The organism is Paenibacillus lacisediminis (assembly GCF_046567315.2).
In genome coordinates this window covers 315,767-332,046 of sequence record NZ_JBKIAX020000004.1, presented here as the reverse complement: position 1 = coordinate 332,046, position 16,280 = coordinate 315,767, and the positions used below count along the sequence as shown (strand labels likewise).

Below are 16,280 nucleotides of genomic sequence, written 5' to 3'. Positions count from 1 at the left end.
CCTGACCATTACGATTAGTGTATTGCTCAGGATGTTTTTGGACTTTCAATCTTTAGAGAAGGTGACCTAGAAGTGCAAGTGAAGTATCGACCTACCTATGCAGAAATTGATCTGGACGCGCTTGAAGCCAATTATACAGTGCTGCGGAGAAGATTGCCCGCAGACATGAAATTGCTTGCTTGTGTAAAAGCTAATGCTTATGGACACGGTGCCGTACTTGTGGCGAAAGAATTGGAAAGGATCGGCGCGGACTATCTTAGCGTCGCGTTTTTGGATGAGGCGCTCGAGCTCCGGCACGCCGGGATCAAGCTTCCGATTCTCGTATTGGGCTATACGCCGCCGCATGGGGTTAGAACCGCTTGGGAGCATGACGTCACGCTGAACGTGTTCAGCGAAGAGGTGCTGGAGAGAATCGCTTCGCTTGATCCGGCGGCGTTCCCGCATAAGCTGAAAGTCCATATCAAAATCGACTCCGGGATGGGGCGTTTGGGCCTGTTGCCGGGGGATGGGGCGGTTGCCTTCGTACGCAAGGCCATGCAGATTCCGCAGGTGAAAGTGGAAGGATTGTTCACCCATTTCGCCACGGCGGATGATGCGGACAAAACCTATACATTGGAACAGTTCCGCCGGTTTCAGGGAGTGGTAAACGCGCTGCGGGAGCATGAAATTGAGATCCCGATCATACATACGGGTAATAGCGCGATCTCCATTGACTTGCCGGAGTTGTCGCTCCAGATGGCTAGAATCGGCATCGCTTTATACGGTCTTTATCCGTCCGACGATGTGCGGCAGGATGAGGTGAAGCTTGCCCCGGTGCTGACGCTCAAAACGCGGCTGGTTTGGGTAAAAGCGCTGCCTCCTCATTCCGCAGTAAGCTACGGGGCGAGATACGTAACCCGGCGGGAGGAGCTGATCGGCACCCTTCCGATCGGTTATGCGGACGGATATTCCCGGATGCTGAGCGGCAAGGCGCAAGTACTGATACGCGGGCGCCGCGTCCCTGTGGTCGGAACGATTTGCATGGACCAATGTATGGTTTCGCTTCAAGCTTTGGCTGACGAAGCCGAAGTAATTCAAGCCGGCGAGGAGGTTGTGCTCATCGGTCAGCAGTCCGGCGAGGAAATTAGCGCCGGCGAGCTGGCCTCCGCTCTTGGAACCATTCATTACGAAGTGGTGTGTATGCTTGCTCACCGTGTACCCCGGGTATACAGACGCAAGGGCCAGCCTGACGTATTGATCAATCCGCTGCTGTAAACATTCGTTTCGGCAGACAAAATTCAACAAAACTTTTCCCCCGCATGAAGGATTTTGTGCCAGGTCCATCGAAATAGCAAATAGATGGAAGTTGTTCAGGTATGTACGGCATTGTCATTTTTGTTTATAATGAAATGCAGCATACTTGATATACGTATGGCATATATTTTTGTATAAATTCCCTTGAATAATGCTATACTGATGACAGGGAATCAGGGTCGACAAGGTTTTTGGGGGTGGAAGTTAAGGATGGCCAATATGCACAACACCAAAAGAATCATGATCAGTTTACCGGATCATCTTTTGCAGGAAGTGGATGGGATCGTTGCGATGGAAAATTCCAACCGCAGCGAGTTGATCAGACAGGCCATGAAGCTGTATCTGAACGAACGCAAGAAACGATTTATTCGCGAGTCGATGCAGCGCGGGTATATGGAGATGGCAAAAATCAATTTGTCCATGGCCTCGGAAGCATTCCATGCGGAGGAAGATGCAGACATCACTCTGGACCGCCTAGTAAGCGGGGTGTAAACATTGATCGTAAAGCGCGGCGACGTTTTTTTCGCAGACCTCTCTCCTGTCGTTGGATCAGAGCAGGGCGGGGTAAGACCTGTGCTTATCATCCAGAATGATATCGGCAATCGATTTAGCCCTACGGCCATTGTTGCCGCTATCACGGCACAAATCCAAAAAGCAAAGCTGCCGACCCATGTGGAAATCGATGCGGCTACGCACGGATTTGACAGAGATTCCGTAATTTTGCTGGAACAGATACGTACGATCGACAAACAACGACTTACCGATAAAATAACTCATTTGGACGAAGAGACGATGAAAAAAGTTAACGATTCGCTGCTGATTAGTCTCGGTTTAATCGATTTCTGATATGTACGCGTGAGTTTAGTGCGCGGGCAGACGCTCCGGAGTTTTCCGGGGCGTTTTTTGTGTTAGCTTAATTCAACCGCTCCGAATGCTGATTCCGTTTGCTCATCGCCACATTTTATAAAATTCTTCAGCAGGGTCAAACTATAACGGAGCATTTTGGGTAAACGGCGCTGTTTGATCATTATTTTAGAATATAAAAATAAAGTAAACGTGAATTGGAGCTTAAAATTTTCTGAAAGGAATTTCCACAAACAGAAAAACGGGAAAATATTCATGGCATCATTCCGGAAGATCAAGTACAATAAAATATAAGGAAAAATCTAGGGAGGACCGCTTTACATGGATCAACATCCGTCTGACACATCTTATCCGTACGCATCATTCAACAACGATTACCCGCCAGGCCAGCCGCCAATGCCGGCCAAAACAAACGGCAAATCGATCGCTTCGCTGGTGCTTGGCATATTGTCGATCGTCATACCTTACATCGGCTTTATTTTGGGAATTGTCGCTATCGTGTTTTCTACGTTGGCCTTCAAGGAACTCAAAAAGACGAATGAGCAAGGGAAAGGCTTAACCGTAGCGGGGCTCGTCTGCGGCATTATCGGGACGGCATTATACGGAATTATCCTGCTGTTCCTTGTCATCGTTTTTATTGCATTCGCGGCAACGCCGGACTTGTACACGAACTTTTAGGATGATTGTAAGAGAGGGAGAGAGCATCGGTGCCTTAGAGCCCGGTGTTTTTTCGTTATTATAGGCAGGCTGCTGCGTTTGTTTGGAGGAGATCGAGGGATTAACGGTAAAAAAGGGCCCTATTTTCATCAAAAAAGGAGCCAAGCAAAGATAGAGGGATTTTTTACTGCTATTTTAGAAAAATGAGGTCAAAAAGCGCTTTTTCCTGGCTGGGTGATCCAATAGGGGCAAAAAATTCCTCTATTTAGCCTATGATGAGGAAAATACCAAATATAGCGACACAAATTACCGCTATTTCCGGCAACGAGGCTGCCCCACCCATTCCCATTCCTTCTCCATGACACGTCAATGGACCGCGGTATAATCGTGGGGAAAAACTGCCGCTAATCGCGGACTGTCTTCTTTGAATTTTACGCCGGTAGTTGTTTTTCTTATAATAGAAACAATCGTTATTTTTCTATGAAAGAGGGATCCACATTGTCACAATCGGAATCGAACGGAACCGCCGGACAGCAAGTCATTGACGCGGGAGAACAGGAACGGATTGTCACCCAAATCGCCAAGGAGCTAAGCTTGTCCTTGAAGCAGGTGCGCACAACGATCGGGCTGCTTGACGAAGGCAACACGATCCCGTTTATCGCCCGTTACCGCAAAGAAATGACGGGGGAGCTGGATGAAAATCAGCTTCGCAATATCGAGGAACGCACGCAGTATCTCCGCAACTTGGAGGAACGGAAAAAGGAAGTTGTCCGAATCATCGACGAGCAGGGAAAACTGACGGACGAGCTGGCGGCGGCGATCGCCCGGGCGGTGAAGCTGCAGGAAGTGGAGGATTTGTATCGTCCGTACCGGCAAAAACGCAAGACGCGGGCCAGCGTCGCCAAGGAGAAAGGGCTGGAACCCCTGGCCGAATGGCTCCTATCCCAGCCGAAGCAGGGAGAGCCGCTGGCGGAAGCAGCCCAATACGTGAAGCCCGAAGCAGAGCCCCCCGTAGAGTCGGCGGAGGAGGCGCTGCAGGGGGCGATGGATATCATCGCCGAGATGATCGCGGACGACGCTGCGGTCCGGGCCTGGGTTCGCGCGCAGACGATGGATCGCGGCCTGATGGTGTCCGAAGCCAAAACGCCGGACGAGGAATCTGTATACGAGATGTATTACGACTATCGGGAGCCGGCCAAAAAAATGCCGTCCCACCGTATTTTGGCCATGAACCGCGGTGAGCGGGAAAACCTGCTTAAAGTAACGCTTGAGGTGGAAACGGAACCTATTCTCCGCCATATGGCCGGCAAGCTGATCAAAGGCCGTTCGGTTACGGAAGAAGTGCTGAAGGCGGTGATCGAAGATGCGTATAAGCGTCTGATTGCTCCGTCGATCGAGCGGGAGGTTCGCGGAGAATTGACGGAGAAGGCGGAACGTCAGGCGATTTCCATCTTTGCCGCCAATTTGCGCAGCCTGCTGCTGCAGCCGCCGGTTCGCGGCAAAATCGTGCTTGGCGTCGACCCGGCGTACCGGACCGGCTGCAAGCTGGCCGTGGTGGACGATACCGGCAAGCTGCTGGAGGTCGCGGTGACTTATCCGACGCCGCCGAACAACAAAAAGCGGGAAGCGGCCGCCAAGTTCAACGAGCTGATCGACAAATACGGCGTGGAGCTGATCGTGATCGGCAACGGCACGGCTTCCCGTGAAACGGAGCAGTTCGTGGCCGAGGTGATTGCTGAGCGCCGCGACCGGAAGCTGGCGTATTTGATCGTCAACGAGGCGGGGGCCAGCGTGTATTCCGCCTCCAAGCTCGCCCAGGAGGAGTTTCCCGATCTGGACGTCGCCGAGCGGAGCGCGGCATCGATCGCGCGGCGGCTGCAGGACCCGCTTGCCGAGCTGGTCAAGATCGAGCCGAAGGCGATCGGCGTCGGGCAATATCAGCATGACGTCTCCCAGAAGCTGCTGGACGAAAGCCTCAAAAATGTCGTAGAATCGGCGGTTAACCATGTCGGGGTGGACGTCAACACGGCCTCGCCGGCGCTGCTGTCCTACGTTTCCGGGGTCAATGCCACGACGGCGAAAAACATCGTGAAGTTCCGCGAGGAAAACGGGCGCTTCCGTAACCGCAAGCAGCTGCAAAAGGTGCCGCGGCTCGGCGCCAAAACGTTCGAGCAGTGCGTCGGCTTTATGCGGATCAACGAAGGTGAAAATTCGCTCGACCAGACGCCGATCCACCCTGAGTCATACGAGGTGGTGAACCGGCTGTTTGCGGAGCTTGGCGTCAGCCTCGATCAGCTAGGTTCCAAGGAGCTGGCGGAGCGGCTGTCCGCCCTAGATCCGCAAGAGCTGGCCGTCCGGCTGGACGTCGGCGTGCCGACGCTGCGCGATATTTTGGACAGCCTGCAGCGCCCGGGGCGGGACCCGCGTGAAGAGCTCCCGCTGCCGATTTTCCGCACCGACGTGCTGAAGATCGAGGATTTGTCGCCGGGCATGGAGTTGCAGGGCACCGTCCGCAATGTGATCGATTTCGGCGCCTTCGTCGATATCGGCATCAAAAACGACGGGCTCGTGCACATCTCCCAGATGAGCAACGGGTACGTCAAACACCCGATGGATGTCGTCTCCGTCGGGGACAACGTCACTGTATGGGTGCTGAATGTGGATGTCAAAAAGGGCCGGGTCGGATTAACGATGCGCAAACCGGCCGGAATAGAGGCTTAATCTAAAGCCGCAGAATGAACAAATGTTTAAAGTGCCGGGCGCTGATCTTCAGTAGTCCCGGCACTTTTTTTAGATAAAAGACTACAGCCGTAGGAAAATAATACTCCTCAACATGGTTTATCGTCTTAGAAAGCACGCGCCTTTGGGAATGCCTTTGAATAGTTGTAAAAGCAATTAAAACGTGTTAACCCGCTTTTTTATTGCTATCTAATTGTACGTTTTGCAACTAATCGCCCAGAGCCAACAACATTATCTAATAGGTGAAATGTTGTCATTGGATATATCCAATAGAATTGGAAGAATATTGGTAAATACAGTTGCTTGATTGGATATTTTCCAATAGACGGTGCTCAGTGGGAGGCAAAACAGGCGGTTTGAGCAAAATCTAATGGATTTTTTCCAATGAGGGTTCAAAATGGTGTTCGATTTCCGGCAATCTATTGGATATTTCCAATGAGAGCGTGAATGCGGCTCCAATATTTCTGGCTTTCAGGAGAGGATGTTGATCGCTTATCATGCACCTTTAAAACCGCTACAGACCAACGGACTGCTTCAGTTTGTCCGGGTCACAGACAAGAATCATCTTCTTGTCCACCCGGATCAATTCGCTGCACTGCAAATCCTGCATCACTTTGGTTACGGTCTCCCTGACGGTTCCGGACATGTCGGCGAGCTGCTGGTGAGTGAGCTTGAAGGCGATGAGGAAGCCTTCGGGTTTGCGCGTTCCATGCTGCTCGATCAGCCTTAGCAAGGTTCTGACAATCCGCGTCCGGGCATCAAACAGCGTTAAATCCATAATCACTTCGTTTGCTTTGCTCAGCCGGCTTAGGGCGGTCTCCAAAATTTTCAGGCAGATGAGCGGATTATGCATCAGCATGCATATGAAGTCCCGCCGTTTGAGAACGTAGAGCACTGATTTCTCAATGGCCCGGTCGGAAGCGGCACGATCCCGTACACTTTCCAGCAAAGCCATTTCTCCGAAAAAGTCCCCTTCGCTCAGCACGGAAAGAATGATTTCCCGGTTTTCGTCATTGCGATAAATATGGATGATGCCGGATTGAATCAAATACAGTTCGTCCCCTTCATCGGCCTCGTGAAAAACGATCGTTCCTTTATCGTATCCCCGCGTGATGAATAACGGGGCGATTTTGGCCAAATCGGCGTAAGTAAGATGCTCGAAAAAAGGAAAGCTCCGAATTAACTCCAATTCGTTCATCGCAACGCCTCCTATGCAAAAAATGCTTTAGTCCCGCCACCTATCACATTAATGAGAAATAATTCGCGAACGATCGACAATTTCCTTCAAATTTGAAAATACCACACAAGAAACCGCTTGCAATTCAAAACGGGTTGTGATATAAAATGAATATAAATCTAAACGATTAAATTACTGTTTAACGGATTAAATCCGGGGGAGGGGGAACATGACTAATCCGAGCATCAAAGATATTGCCGCCAAAGCCAATGTATCCACGGCGACCGTCTCTTATGTGCTGAACGGAACGCGAAACGTCCGTCCCAAAACCCGCGAGCGGGTGCTGGCCGTGATCGAAGAGCTGAACTATAAGCCGAACGACATTGCCAAAAGCTTGAAGCGGCGGCGCACCGACACGATCGGCGTGATCGCCGAGGACGTCACCGTGTTCAATACGCCGGAGATTATCGACGGAATCAACGATTACGGCGACCGCCACGATTTGCACATCCTGCTGACGAACCTGCGGCTCGACAAACGGATCGGCCGGGATTTCGAGCATACGGATCAATACCGGAAATATGCGACAAGTGCGGTTTCCGAGCTGCTCAGCAAGCAGGTTGACGGCATCATATACATCGGCGTGCATCCCCGGGATTTAACCGGGTTGATCAACAGCGAAGGCAAACCGATCGTTTACACGTACGCCTATACCCAAAACGACATGGCTATCCAATACAATGACGAACAGGCTTCTTACGAAGCGATGTCCTACCTGGTTGGCAGGGGCCACCGGAGAATCGCGATTATCAGCGGCCTGATGGACTCCATCCCATCCCGGTTGCGCCTTAACGGTTATTACAAGGCGGTGACCGAATTCGAGCTTCCTTTTGACCCGCTACTGATTAAAATGGGGGACTGGGAACGGGAATCCGGCTATCGTTTGACCCGGGAGCTGCTGTCCTTGCCCGAGCCGCCTACGGCGATCCTCGCGATGAACGACGTGATGGCGGTTGGTGTGCTGCAGGCTGCAAATGAAGCGGGGGTGAACATCCCGGCGGATTTGTCCGTCATCGGGTTCGACAACCGGGAGTTTAGCGATTATTTAAGCCCGCGGATTACGACTATGGATCTGCCGCTGCATGAAATGGGCTACCGCGCAATGGAAACGCTGCATGGCGTGATCCGAGGAAAGCAGGTGGAGCGTCCGGGGATGCCAGTGTGCCGGCTGATTGAACGGGATTCCGTGGCGCCCCCGAAAAGCGAAAAGCTTTAAAGAGGTAGTTCAAAAAGCCATCTTTTGATCACGAAGCAGCTCAAGAAGTGGATTCGACGTCGAATCTTGAATTCAGCCGGGCCTTCCGTTGCTCACGTACCCAAAACGTACGCTCCGCTACTCAGTCCCTAGCTTCATCCAACCTTCTCGGTGCTGAAAAGCTGGCTTTTTGAACATATACTTAACGGGAAACTTTCGCTAAGAAAGTCCCTTTATCCAGTAAAATCTAAACGTTTAGATTTCGACACGGTGATACCTTGCGAATGGGGAGTCAAGGCTGGCCCCGCAAGTTCACATATAACATCAACCATAAATTTTCAGGAGGGGTTCGTGTGAAAAAGAGCAAAAAATGGTTTGTCCTTGCCTTGGTCAGCGCGTTATGTCTCAGTCTGTTGTCCGCTTGCGGGGGCAAAAATGAAAGCGGTGCCAATACAGGCGGAGCGGCAGACGGCGGAGAAAACGGGGCAGAGCAAGTGACGCTGCGGTTTATGACCTGGGATTCCGGACAAACGCTGCAGCCTTATCAAAACGCGATCAACGCTTTTATGGAAAAACATCCGAACATCAAGGTCAAAGTAGAATCCGTACCGGACAACTACGACCAGAAGCTGTTGACTTCCCTTGCTTCCGAGACGGCGCCCGATGTGTTTATGGCTTGGAATTATCCGCTTTATGTCCCGGGAGGGGCGCTGGAGGATATGCAAACCTGGGTGGACAAAGACAACTACGATTTGAACAAATATTACCCCATCATTATGGATTACATGAAATATGACGGAAAGCTGTGGGGGCTTCCGACGACTTATTCCACGCGGGCGATTTACTACAACAAAAAGCTGTTTGACGAAGCGGGCGTTGCTTATCCGCAGGACGGCTGGACCTGGGGCGAGTTCGTCGATACGGTGCAAAAATTAACCAAACCGGGCCAATACGGCTTTATTATGACGCCGGATGACGTAATGACCATGCAGCCTTATTTCTGGAGCAACGGCGGAGATATGGTCAGCGATGACGGTAAAACGGTCGAAGGTGTGCTGAACAGCCCGGAAAATGTGAAGACGATGACATTCCTGAAGCAATTGTACGACGCCTCCTCCAAAATCAATTCAGCCGGCAAATTCAGCACCAACAACGGGCTGGAGTCTTTCCAAACCGGGCAGATCGCCATGTTTGACAACGGCATGTGGCCGCTGGGGGATATGCTGAAGGAAGGCAAGCTGGATATCGGGACCGTAACGCATCCGCTTCCCGAAGGCGGCAATCTGAAAGGTATCATCCATACGTCGGGCTATTCCATGCCGAAATCAGGCAAAAACAAGGAAGCCGCCTGGGAGCTGATCAAGTTCATGTCAGGCGAGGAAGGCATCAAAATCATTACGGCCGACAAATTCGCCTTTTCGCCGGTCATTTCCGTGGATGAAGAGAACGGTTATGCCAAAGATCCTTATTTGGAGTCCTTCGCCAAGGAATTGGAAGGCACCGATAAGCTGATCGCCAGCATGCGCCATGAGAAGTGGAGCCAAGCGGAAGATTTGATCCGTGCCGGGGTACAGGCGATTTTCTACGGCAACGCCGATATTCAGAAAACGCTGGATGACGCATCAAAGCAAGCGCAAGCGGTATTAAAGTAACGGAATTGCGGGAAGCGCTTACGGCGTTTCCCGTGTTTCCCCAAACGAGGTGATGACAAAATGCAAGCAGCCGGCTCGGATGCCGCCATGTTGCGCCGTGCGGCCAGACGGAAAAGACGGCGCGAAAATTTCGCTGGTCTGTTTTTTATCTCTCCGTGGCTGATCGGATTCCTCCTGTTGATGTTTTTCCCAATGATGTTTTCGCTGGTTATCAGTTTTACCGAGTGGAATATGGTCGGCAGTCCTGAATTTATGGGGATTCAAAACTATGTGCAGATGTTTACGGCCGACCCATTTTATTGGAACGCTATGACCGTCACGTTCAAGTATGTGTTTATCATGGTTCCGCTCCAGGTGATCTTCGCGATCCTTATCGCCGTGCTGCTGAACCGGGCTTCGTATGGCATCAAGCTTTTCAGGGCCGTTTTTTACTTGCCATCCTTGATTCAAGGGGTTACCCTGGCACTGATTTTCAGTTGGATGCTGAACGATGATTTCGGACCGGTCAATTACATGCTGGAGCTTGCCGGCCTGCCGCAGGTGCATTGGCTGACCGACCCGAATGTCGCCTTATACGCTTTGATCTTTATCGCGCTGTGGGGCGTCGGATCGCCGATGGTGTTGTACTTGTCGGCACTTCGTGCCGTTTCGTCGGAATATTACGAGGCCGCCGATATCGACGGCGCCGGTCCAATCCGCAAATTTTTCAACATTACGCTTCCGCTGATCACGCCAACGATCCTGTTCAACATTCTGACGAGCCTGATCTCGGCTTTCCAGACGATCGTGCTCGCGTTTGTTCTGACCGGCGGCGGCCCGGCCAACTCGACCTATTTCTATTCCCTGCACGTGTACCGCAACGCTTTTACGCATTTCAAAATGGGGTACGCTTCCGCGATGGCGTGGGTGATGTTTGTTCTGATCGTGCTGCTGACCGGGCTTATTCTCAAATCGTCGAAATATTGGGTGTACTATGAAGCCGATGGAGGTGGACACTGATGCACATGCTGGCGCGAAAAAAACGAATTCAGACGCTGCTGTTCCAAATTTTGATCCTGCTGCTTGCCGCGGCGTTCCTGTTTCCGATCGCCTGGATGTTGTCCACCGCGCTGAAAGCGCCGGAGGATATTTTTACGCCGAAGCCGGAGCTGATTCCCGATACGTGGCAGTTCCGCAATTTTGCCGATGCCTGGAACGCCCAGCCGTTTGGGCGGTTTTTGCTCAATACGCTGATCGTGGTGGGTGTTTCCACGCCGTTTGCCATGCTGTCCGCGACGATGGTCGCTTTCGGGTTCGCACGGATTAATTTCTGGGGCCGGAACGCCCTGTTCCTGCTCGTCATCGGCACGATGGTGATTCCCTGGGACGTCACGGCGATTCCGCTTTATATCGAATACAACAAGCTGGGAATGATCAACACGCTGTGGCCGATGATTTTGCCCGGGGCGTTTGGTTCCGCGTTTTTCATTTTCCTGGCCCGGCAGTTTATTATGGGTGTGCCGCGCGACCTGGACGAAGCGGCGGAAATCGACGGCTGCAACCGCTGGCAGATCTACTGGAAAATCATCCTCCCGTTATGCCGGCCGATCGTCGTCGTTATCGGCGTATTCCATTTCGTATGGTGCTGGAACGAGTTTTTGACGCCGCTGATCTTTATCAACGACCAGAGTATGTATACGCTGCCGCTGGGGATCAATCTGTTCAAAAATGCGTTCAACATCGAATACGAGAAGCTGATGGCGATTTCCTGCCTGTCGGTGCTGTTTCCGGCCACACTGTTCTATTTTACGCAAAATTTGATTCTGGGAGGTATTTCGCTTAGCGGTGTCAAAAAATAACAAGCCGTCATGACGGAGGGTGGAGAAACATGACCATACTGAGCAATGCAAAGTTTGAACTGGCTTTTAACGGACGCGGCGCGGTAACGGCGCTGTTGATGAAAGAGGATCCCGCTGGCATGAACTGGGTGGTGGACCCGGAGTATCTGGCCGAAGCGGGGTATGAGGATACGCTGGATAAGCTGTTTGGGGAATGGACGGCGGTGGTGGACGGCCAGACGCTGAATAGTGCGGAATTGACGCCGGAAATCACGCGGGAAAGCGATAGCCGGTTGCAGGTCCGGTTCAAAGCGGAGAAGCTGGAGGTCGGTCTGACCTATACGCTGGAGGGGAATCGGGTCCGTTGGATCATCGAGTGTGAAAACCGGGCGGACGAAAGCGTTCGGATCGAAGGGCTGCATATTTGGTTTTCGCTCGCCTATGTGATGTTCCGGGACGAAAACGTGCTGCGGAATATGCAGCAATCGTGCGCGGTTTTCGCCCATTTGGGCGGAGACTTCGCCAAGTTTGCGGCGATCCGGCGCAGCGATGAGGCGCCTCATCTGGCGGTGTACGGGATTAGGGGGCGCACGGCGGCGTTCGGTTCGTTCTGCCGTTACGAGAACCGTTTTTTGGAGCAGGTTTCGCCTTCGCTGGACGGGGTGCTGTTTCACCGCCTGTCGCTGGTGGAGGACGGCGGTTCGATGCCGGAGTCGGCGGCGGCGGACTGGATTTATGGGGCAGGATATCATCCGGTCGTGTTGGAGTCCGGTCAGAATATGAGTTGGGAGTACGCCATCGCTTCCTGCGAGGGACGGGATGATTTCTATCGGCAGGCGATGGCGCTAGGCCATCCGCGCTGGAACTATACGCCGGTGCTGGTCCGGGGAGGAACGTTTGAAGCGGAACTAGAGCTCCCGGCGGGGGAGGGCGTGCGGGAAATCCGCGTGGTTTCCGCGGTTCCCGAACCGGCTGGAGGCTGGCGGATTGGCGAGGAAGCGGTGACGGAGCGGTTTGCTGTAGAGGAAGCAGTGGCGAAGCGGTTAGCCGCAGAGGAAATGGTGACGGAGCGGTTAGCTGTAGAGGAAGCGGTGACGGAGCGGTTAGCTGCAGAGGAAGCGGTGACGGAGCGGTTTGCCGCGGACAGCGAGCGCGGGGAGGTGCTGCGCGTCTCTTTGCGGCGGGAGCAGCCTGGCGAACACAAGCTGGAGCTGACGCTGGATGACGGGCGCAAGGACGTGCTGATCTGGAACGTGCTGGAGCCGATCGACCGCATTCTGGAGAAGCGGGCTGAATGGCTGTGCCGGAACAATTACGATCCAGCGGGGATTGAGGGCAGACCGCACGCTTTTTTGCCGCTGTCCAACCAGGGCGAATCTTTGGGTAAGCTGGCTTTTTTGCTGATGAAAAACAGCTTGGCGGTCCCGGCCCCTGAGCAGGTGGCCATAGCCGAAGCCTCGGCGGTATTGGATATGAAAAACCATTGGTTCGAAGGCGGCGATTTCTCCCGGCCGCGCGTTTTGTACGGGACGTTTTACCGGATTTTCGATCTGGATTACATCGCCCATGTGTTTTATTTGCTCTCCCGGATGGACGCGGCGCTGCTGAAGCTCCATCCGCCGCAAACGTACCTGGCGTGGTCCGCAGAAGTTTTGTGCGTGCGGTTGGATCCGCAATGCCACGAGGGACAGCGGGAAAAAAACGAGACGGGCTTAAACGGCGTATTTACTATGTACGTTCAAGACCTGCTGGCGGATTTGGCGGCCGCCGGCCTGACCGGGGAGCTTCGCCGTTTGCAGGCGCTGTGGGATGCGTTTGGAAGCCGGCTCAAGCGTAATGTCCGGCAGTTTGCCGGGGCTGTCACCGAGCATTTTTACGACAATGCGGGGTTTGGTCCGACCTGCGAAACGCTGCTGCGCGTTGGCATGACCAGCAAGGGGGAACAGTATGCACGGCTGATTTTGGCCAATATCGGCTTCAGCAACGATTACCGGGCGCAAAATCCGGACCGCTGGTGGGAAGCGTTGTCTTATATGATTCACTCCCTGTGGGGCGGTTTGGTCGCGGCTTCGGCGCGGACGGCTTACGAGCACTTGGGCGACCCGCAGTATCTGGAAGCGGCATACCGGGCCAGCATGGCCGTCTTCAATTGCTATGACTGGAACGTGGTGTCGACGCCGCGCCGCCTGCAGCCGGGTGAAGCCGCATCGACCTACAGCGTCGCTGCTCCCAATCTGAACATGCCGTCCCTGTCGCGCAACCGGTTCGGCCAATCGGTGTTCCGGGACGCGAGCGACCCGTTGTTCGCGCGCTTGTTCGCGAATGCTTCGGGCGACGACTGGGACATGGGCGAGGAACTGGTGGCGTATCTGCTTGGGTTCGGCACGACCGCTTATTTGTACCGCGATGAGCAGGGGCGGCTTCGCTGCGCGAACGGCTGTTTGACGCGTGATGGTGATGGGGATGGTGATGGCTGGCTTATCACCAGCTACGCCGCATACCCACGGCAAATCGTGATGCGGGAGGAAGGGCTGGTGCTGCGGGCGCAACCGGGCGAGGCGCTTCGGCAAGCGCGATATTGCGATGGCCAGCTAGTGCCGTTGTTGTGAGCTTAGCCAGAACGTGGGGCGGGAGAGTAGGCTTGATAACAGAACTCCCGCCTTCTGTGTTTTTCGTCCTGATTGGATATATCCAATAGAATTGGAAATTAAATGGGAAATTAAGTGGCTTGATTGGAAATTTTCCAGTAGAATAGTCTCAGTAGGGTGCAAAACAGGCCATTTGATCGAAATCTATTGGATATTTTCCAATGAGTGCTCAAAAATTTCGTCCGATTTCGTGAATCTATTGGATATTTTCCAATGAGGGGGGAAGGGCGGATAGGTTTGCCGGGAGCTCCGGTGCATGTTACGTGAAATTCACACTTAAATGAAGCAGCCGTCTCCAACCTGCCATAAGCGGAGGGACGGCTTTTTCCAGCGGTTACTGCATACTGCTTGTTTCGCCTTGGCTGTTCCGGCGGCTGTAGTAAAAAAACCAACAATCGTTCAGCAGCCGAATTTGACGGCGGTCTCTTTTGTTAAAGGCACGCATGATCTGATTGCTGAGCCAGTTAGGCAAGCGTATCTCCTCCTCCGGCAATCACCTTGGTATGTTTAGACTATGGGGCGAATCCCCAAGATGTGCACGTCCCACCAGAAGATGAAGCGAAAATCGCGGCTTTTGATCACGAAGTGGATGCCGAGAAGCGGATTCGGCGTCGAATCTTGCGTTCACCTTCGAAGTCCGGTGCTCATGTAGGCTATCCCTACACTCCGCTCCTCCTTCTGCAGGTTCACGCAACCTTCTCGGTGCTGAAAAGCCATAATTTTCGCCTTCATTGGAAGAGGAAGCGAAAATCGCGGCTTTTGATCACGAAGTGGATGCCGAGAAGCGGATTCGGCATCGAATCTTGAATTCAGCCGGGCCTTCCGTTGCTCACGTACCCAAAACGTACGCTCCGCTACTCAGTCCCTGGCTTCATCCAACCTTCTCGGTGCTGAAAAGCCGTGATTTTCGCCTTCATTTGAAAGAGGAAGCGAAAATCGCGGCTTTTGATCACGAAGTGGATGCTGAGAAGCGGATTCGGCGTCAAACTTCGAATTTAGTTTGCGCCTTCTTCCTCGTACCATTGTTCGAGTTGGGCCTGAAGGGCGCGGATTTCGGTCAGCAGTGAAATCAGCGGATAATTTTCTTCCCGGATAGAAGAAAAGGAAGCCTCGAGTTCATTAATGTAATCCAGCCCGCTCGTAATCCGCAGCGATTCCTGCAATAGATCCAACCGGTCGCATTCGGCAATCGCGCGCGGCAGCGCCGGGACCTGCGCAGCCGTTAATTTGTCGATCTCCTTATTTAACCGCAAATTCAATGCGCTGAGCTGATAAGCATAGTCAGCCGGCATTTCCACGAATTTCAATTCCTGGCCTTGCTGTAAAATCACGTATCTCATCATGGACATCGCTTATGATCTCCTTTTCTATTAACCTACTTGACAGTGTAGCGTAATAGGAAGTTAAAATTCAAGTAGAAGTCCAAGCCGGTTTCCGGTGACGGCAACCCGCCGGGACGCGAGCAACAAGAAAGGAGAACCCGATGAACAACGACCAATTGCAAGCCTGGATAGAGCATGTCTCGCTCCGTGATTTCGGCGTTCCTTTTCGCCACCACGCCCGGTTTAACAGCCGGCTGCGCACGACCGGAGGGCGCTATTTTACGAAATCCCATGACATCGAAATCAATCCCGCTCAGCTCGCCGTTCATGGGCAGGAGGAAGTCGAGAAGATCATCAAACACGAGCTTTGCCACTATCATTTGCATTTGTCGGGACAAGGTTACCAGCATCGAGACCCGGAGTTTAAGGCCCTGTTAAAAAAAGTCGGAGGAAGCCGGTTCTGCAACGCTTTGCCCGGAGATAAACAAAGAAAAACTTTACCCCACCGCTTCAAGCTGGTTTGCGCCCAGTGCGGCATGGAGTACCTCCGTAAACGCCGCGTGGATCCAAACCGCTACCGCTGCGGAAAATGCGCCGGCCGGCTGCGCTTAACCGCGCTCCCCGGCAATTAAGCGGAACATGTGGTATACTTTGATCATATAACGAAAGAGGAGTGATCGAAGATGGCCCAGTCCAAAGCCAAAAAGTTGCGCAACAAGCAAATCCGCGAAGGGAAAAGAAACCCTGAACTCAGCCGAAGCCCGTTTGCTTTCACGGATATGAGGACCCGTAAAACGAAAACGAAGCTGGAACAAATGAACAAACCCAAATATAAGAACCACGCTTCCGCTTATGG

At 52.9% G+C, this 16,280-nt stretch carries 14 protein-coding genes; 11 read left to right on the top strand and 3 right to left on the bottom strand.

Translation table 11 applies throughout. The features are described 5' to 3' along the window. Nucleotides 1–72: 72 nt before the first annotated feature. The 5 genes from alr (at nucleotide 73) to ACLD72_RS10270 (ending at nucleotide 5,535) form a co-directional block, all read left to right on the top strand. Nucleotides 73–1,254 carry an alanine racemase gene (alr, locus tag ACLD72_RS10290; RefSeq protein ID WP_410997282.1) on the top strand — a complete coding sequence of 394 codons (1,182 nt, stop codon included), beginning with the start codon at nucleotides 73–75 and terminating at the stop codon, nucleotides 1,252–1,254. 249 nt (nucleotides 1,255–1,503) lie between these two features. Further along, on the top strand, nucleotides 1,504–1,785 hold the full coding sequence (locus tag ACLD72_RS10285) for a CopG family ribbon-helix-helix protein (protein WP_018750966.1): 282 nt from the start codon (nucleotides 1,504–1,506) through the stop codon (nucleotides 1,783–1,785). A gap of 3 nt (nucleotides 1,786–1,788) precedes the next feature. After that, entirely contained in the window at nucleotides 1,789–2,139 is a 351-nt protein-coding gene (locus ACLD72_RS10280) for a type II toxin-antitoxin system PemK/MazF family toxin (protein ID WP_009226461.1), read from the top strand. A 339-nt stretch (nucleotides 2,140–2,478) separates the two neighbouring features. Next, nucleotides 2,479–2,835: a DUF4190 domain-containing protein gene (locus ACLD72_RS10275; RefSeq protein ID WP_410997284.1), complete on the top strand. Its 357-nt coding sequence runs from the start codon at nucleotides 2,479–2,481 to the stop codon at nucleotides 2,833–2,835. Between the two features lie 477 nt (nucleotides 2,836–3,312). Next, complete coding sequence (locus tag ACLD72_RS10270; protein WP_458475739.1) at nucleotides 3,313–5,535, top strand: Tex family protein; 2,223 nt, start codon at nucleotides 3,313–3,315, stop codon at nucleotides 5,533–5,535. 532 nt (nucleotides 5,536–6,067) lie between these two features. On the opposite strand, the gene ACLD72_RS10265 is transcribed toward ACLD72_RS10270, so the two are convergent. Continuing rightward, the gene (locus ACLD72_RS10265; RefSeq protein ID WP_410997288.1) at nucleotides 6,068–6,751 is read right to left on the bottom strand and encodes a Crp/Fnr family transcriptional regulator; all 684 of its coding nucleotides are present in this window, start codon (nucleotides 6,749–6,751) and stop codon (nucleotides 6,068–6,070) included. Nucleotides 6,752–6,959: 208 nt separating this feature from the next. On the opposite strand from ACLD72_RS10265, the gene ACLD72_RS10260 reads away from it, so the two are divergent. The 5 genes from ACLD72_RS10260 (at nucleotide 6,960) to ACLD72_RS10240 (ending at nucleotide 14,063) form a co-directional block, all read left to right on the top strand. Continuing rightward, nucleotides 6,960–8,006 carry a LacI family DNA-binding transcriptional regulator gene (locus tag ACLD72_RS10260; protein ID WP_410997290.1) on the top strand — a complete coding sequence of 349 codons (1,047 nt, stop codon included), beginning with the start codon at nucleotides 6,960–6,962 and terminating at the stop codon, nucleotides 8,004–8,006. A 332-nt stretch (nucleotides 8,007–8,338) separates the two neighbouring features. Beyond that, the gene (locus ACLD72_RS10255; RefSeq protein ID WP_410997292.1) at nucleotides 8,339–9,637 is read left to right on the top strand and encodes an ABC transporter substrate-binding protein; all 1,299 of its coding nucleotides are present in this window, start codon (nucleotides 8,339–8,341) and stop codon (nucleotides 9,635–9,637) included. Between the two features lie 60 nt (nucleotides 9,638–9,697). Next, entirely contained in the window at nucleotides 9,698–10,636 is a 939-nt protein-coding gene (locus ACLD72_RS10250) for a carbohydrate ABC transporter permease (RefSeq protein ID WP_458475738.1), read from the top strand. Beyond that, nucleotides 10,636–11,475: a carbohydrate ABC transporter permease gene (locus tag ACLD72_RS10245; RefSeq protein WP_410997296.1), complete on the top strand. Its 840-nt coding sequence runs from the start codon at nucleotides 10,636–10,638 to the stop codon at nucleotides 11,473–11,475. The genes ACLD72_RS10250 and ACLD72_RS10245 overlap by 1 nt, the downstream gene beginning before the upstream one ends. Nucleotides 11,476–11,504: 29 nt before the next feature. Continuing rightward, nucleotides 11,505–14,063 carry a hypothetical protein gene (locus tag ACLD72_RS10240; RefSeq protein WP_410997298.1) on the top strand — a complete coding sequence of 853 codons (2,559 nt, stop codon included), beginning with the start codon at nucleotides 11,505–11,507 and terminating at the stop codon, nucleotides 14,061–14,063. 373 nt (nucleotides 14,064–14,436) lie between these two features. On the opposite strand, the gene cmpA is transcribed toward ACLD72_RS10240, so the two are convergent. Beyond that, entirely contained in the window at nucleotides 14,437–14,574 is a 138-nt protein-coding gene (gene cmpA, locus ACLD72_RS10235) for a cortex morphogenetic protein CmpA (protein WP_115311231.1), read from the bottom strand. Between the two features lie 523 nt (nucleotides 14,575–15,097). Beyond that, the gene (locus ACLD72_RS10230) at nucleotides 15,098–15,451 is read right to left on the bottom strand and encodes a hydrolase/acyltransferase (protein ID WP_410997302.1); all 354 of its coding nucleotides are present in this window, start codon (nucleotides 15,449–15,451) and stop codon (nucleotides 15,098–15,100) included. A 134-nt stretch (nucleotides 15,452–15,585) separates the two neighbouring features. Between ACLD72_RS10230 and ACLD72_RS10225 the strand changes: the two genes are divergently transcribed. Continuing rightward, on the top strand, nucleotides 15,586–16,056 hold the full coding sequence (locus ACLD72_RS10225; RefSeq protein WP_410997304.1) for a SprT family protein: 471 nt from the start codon (nucleotides 15,586–15,588) through the stop codon (nucleotides 16,054–16,056). Nucleotides 16,057–16,280: the final 224 nt, after the last annotated feature.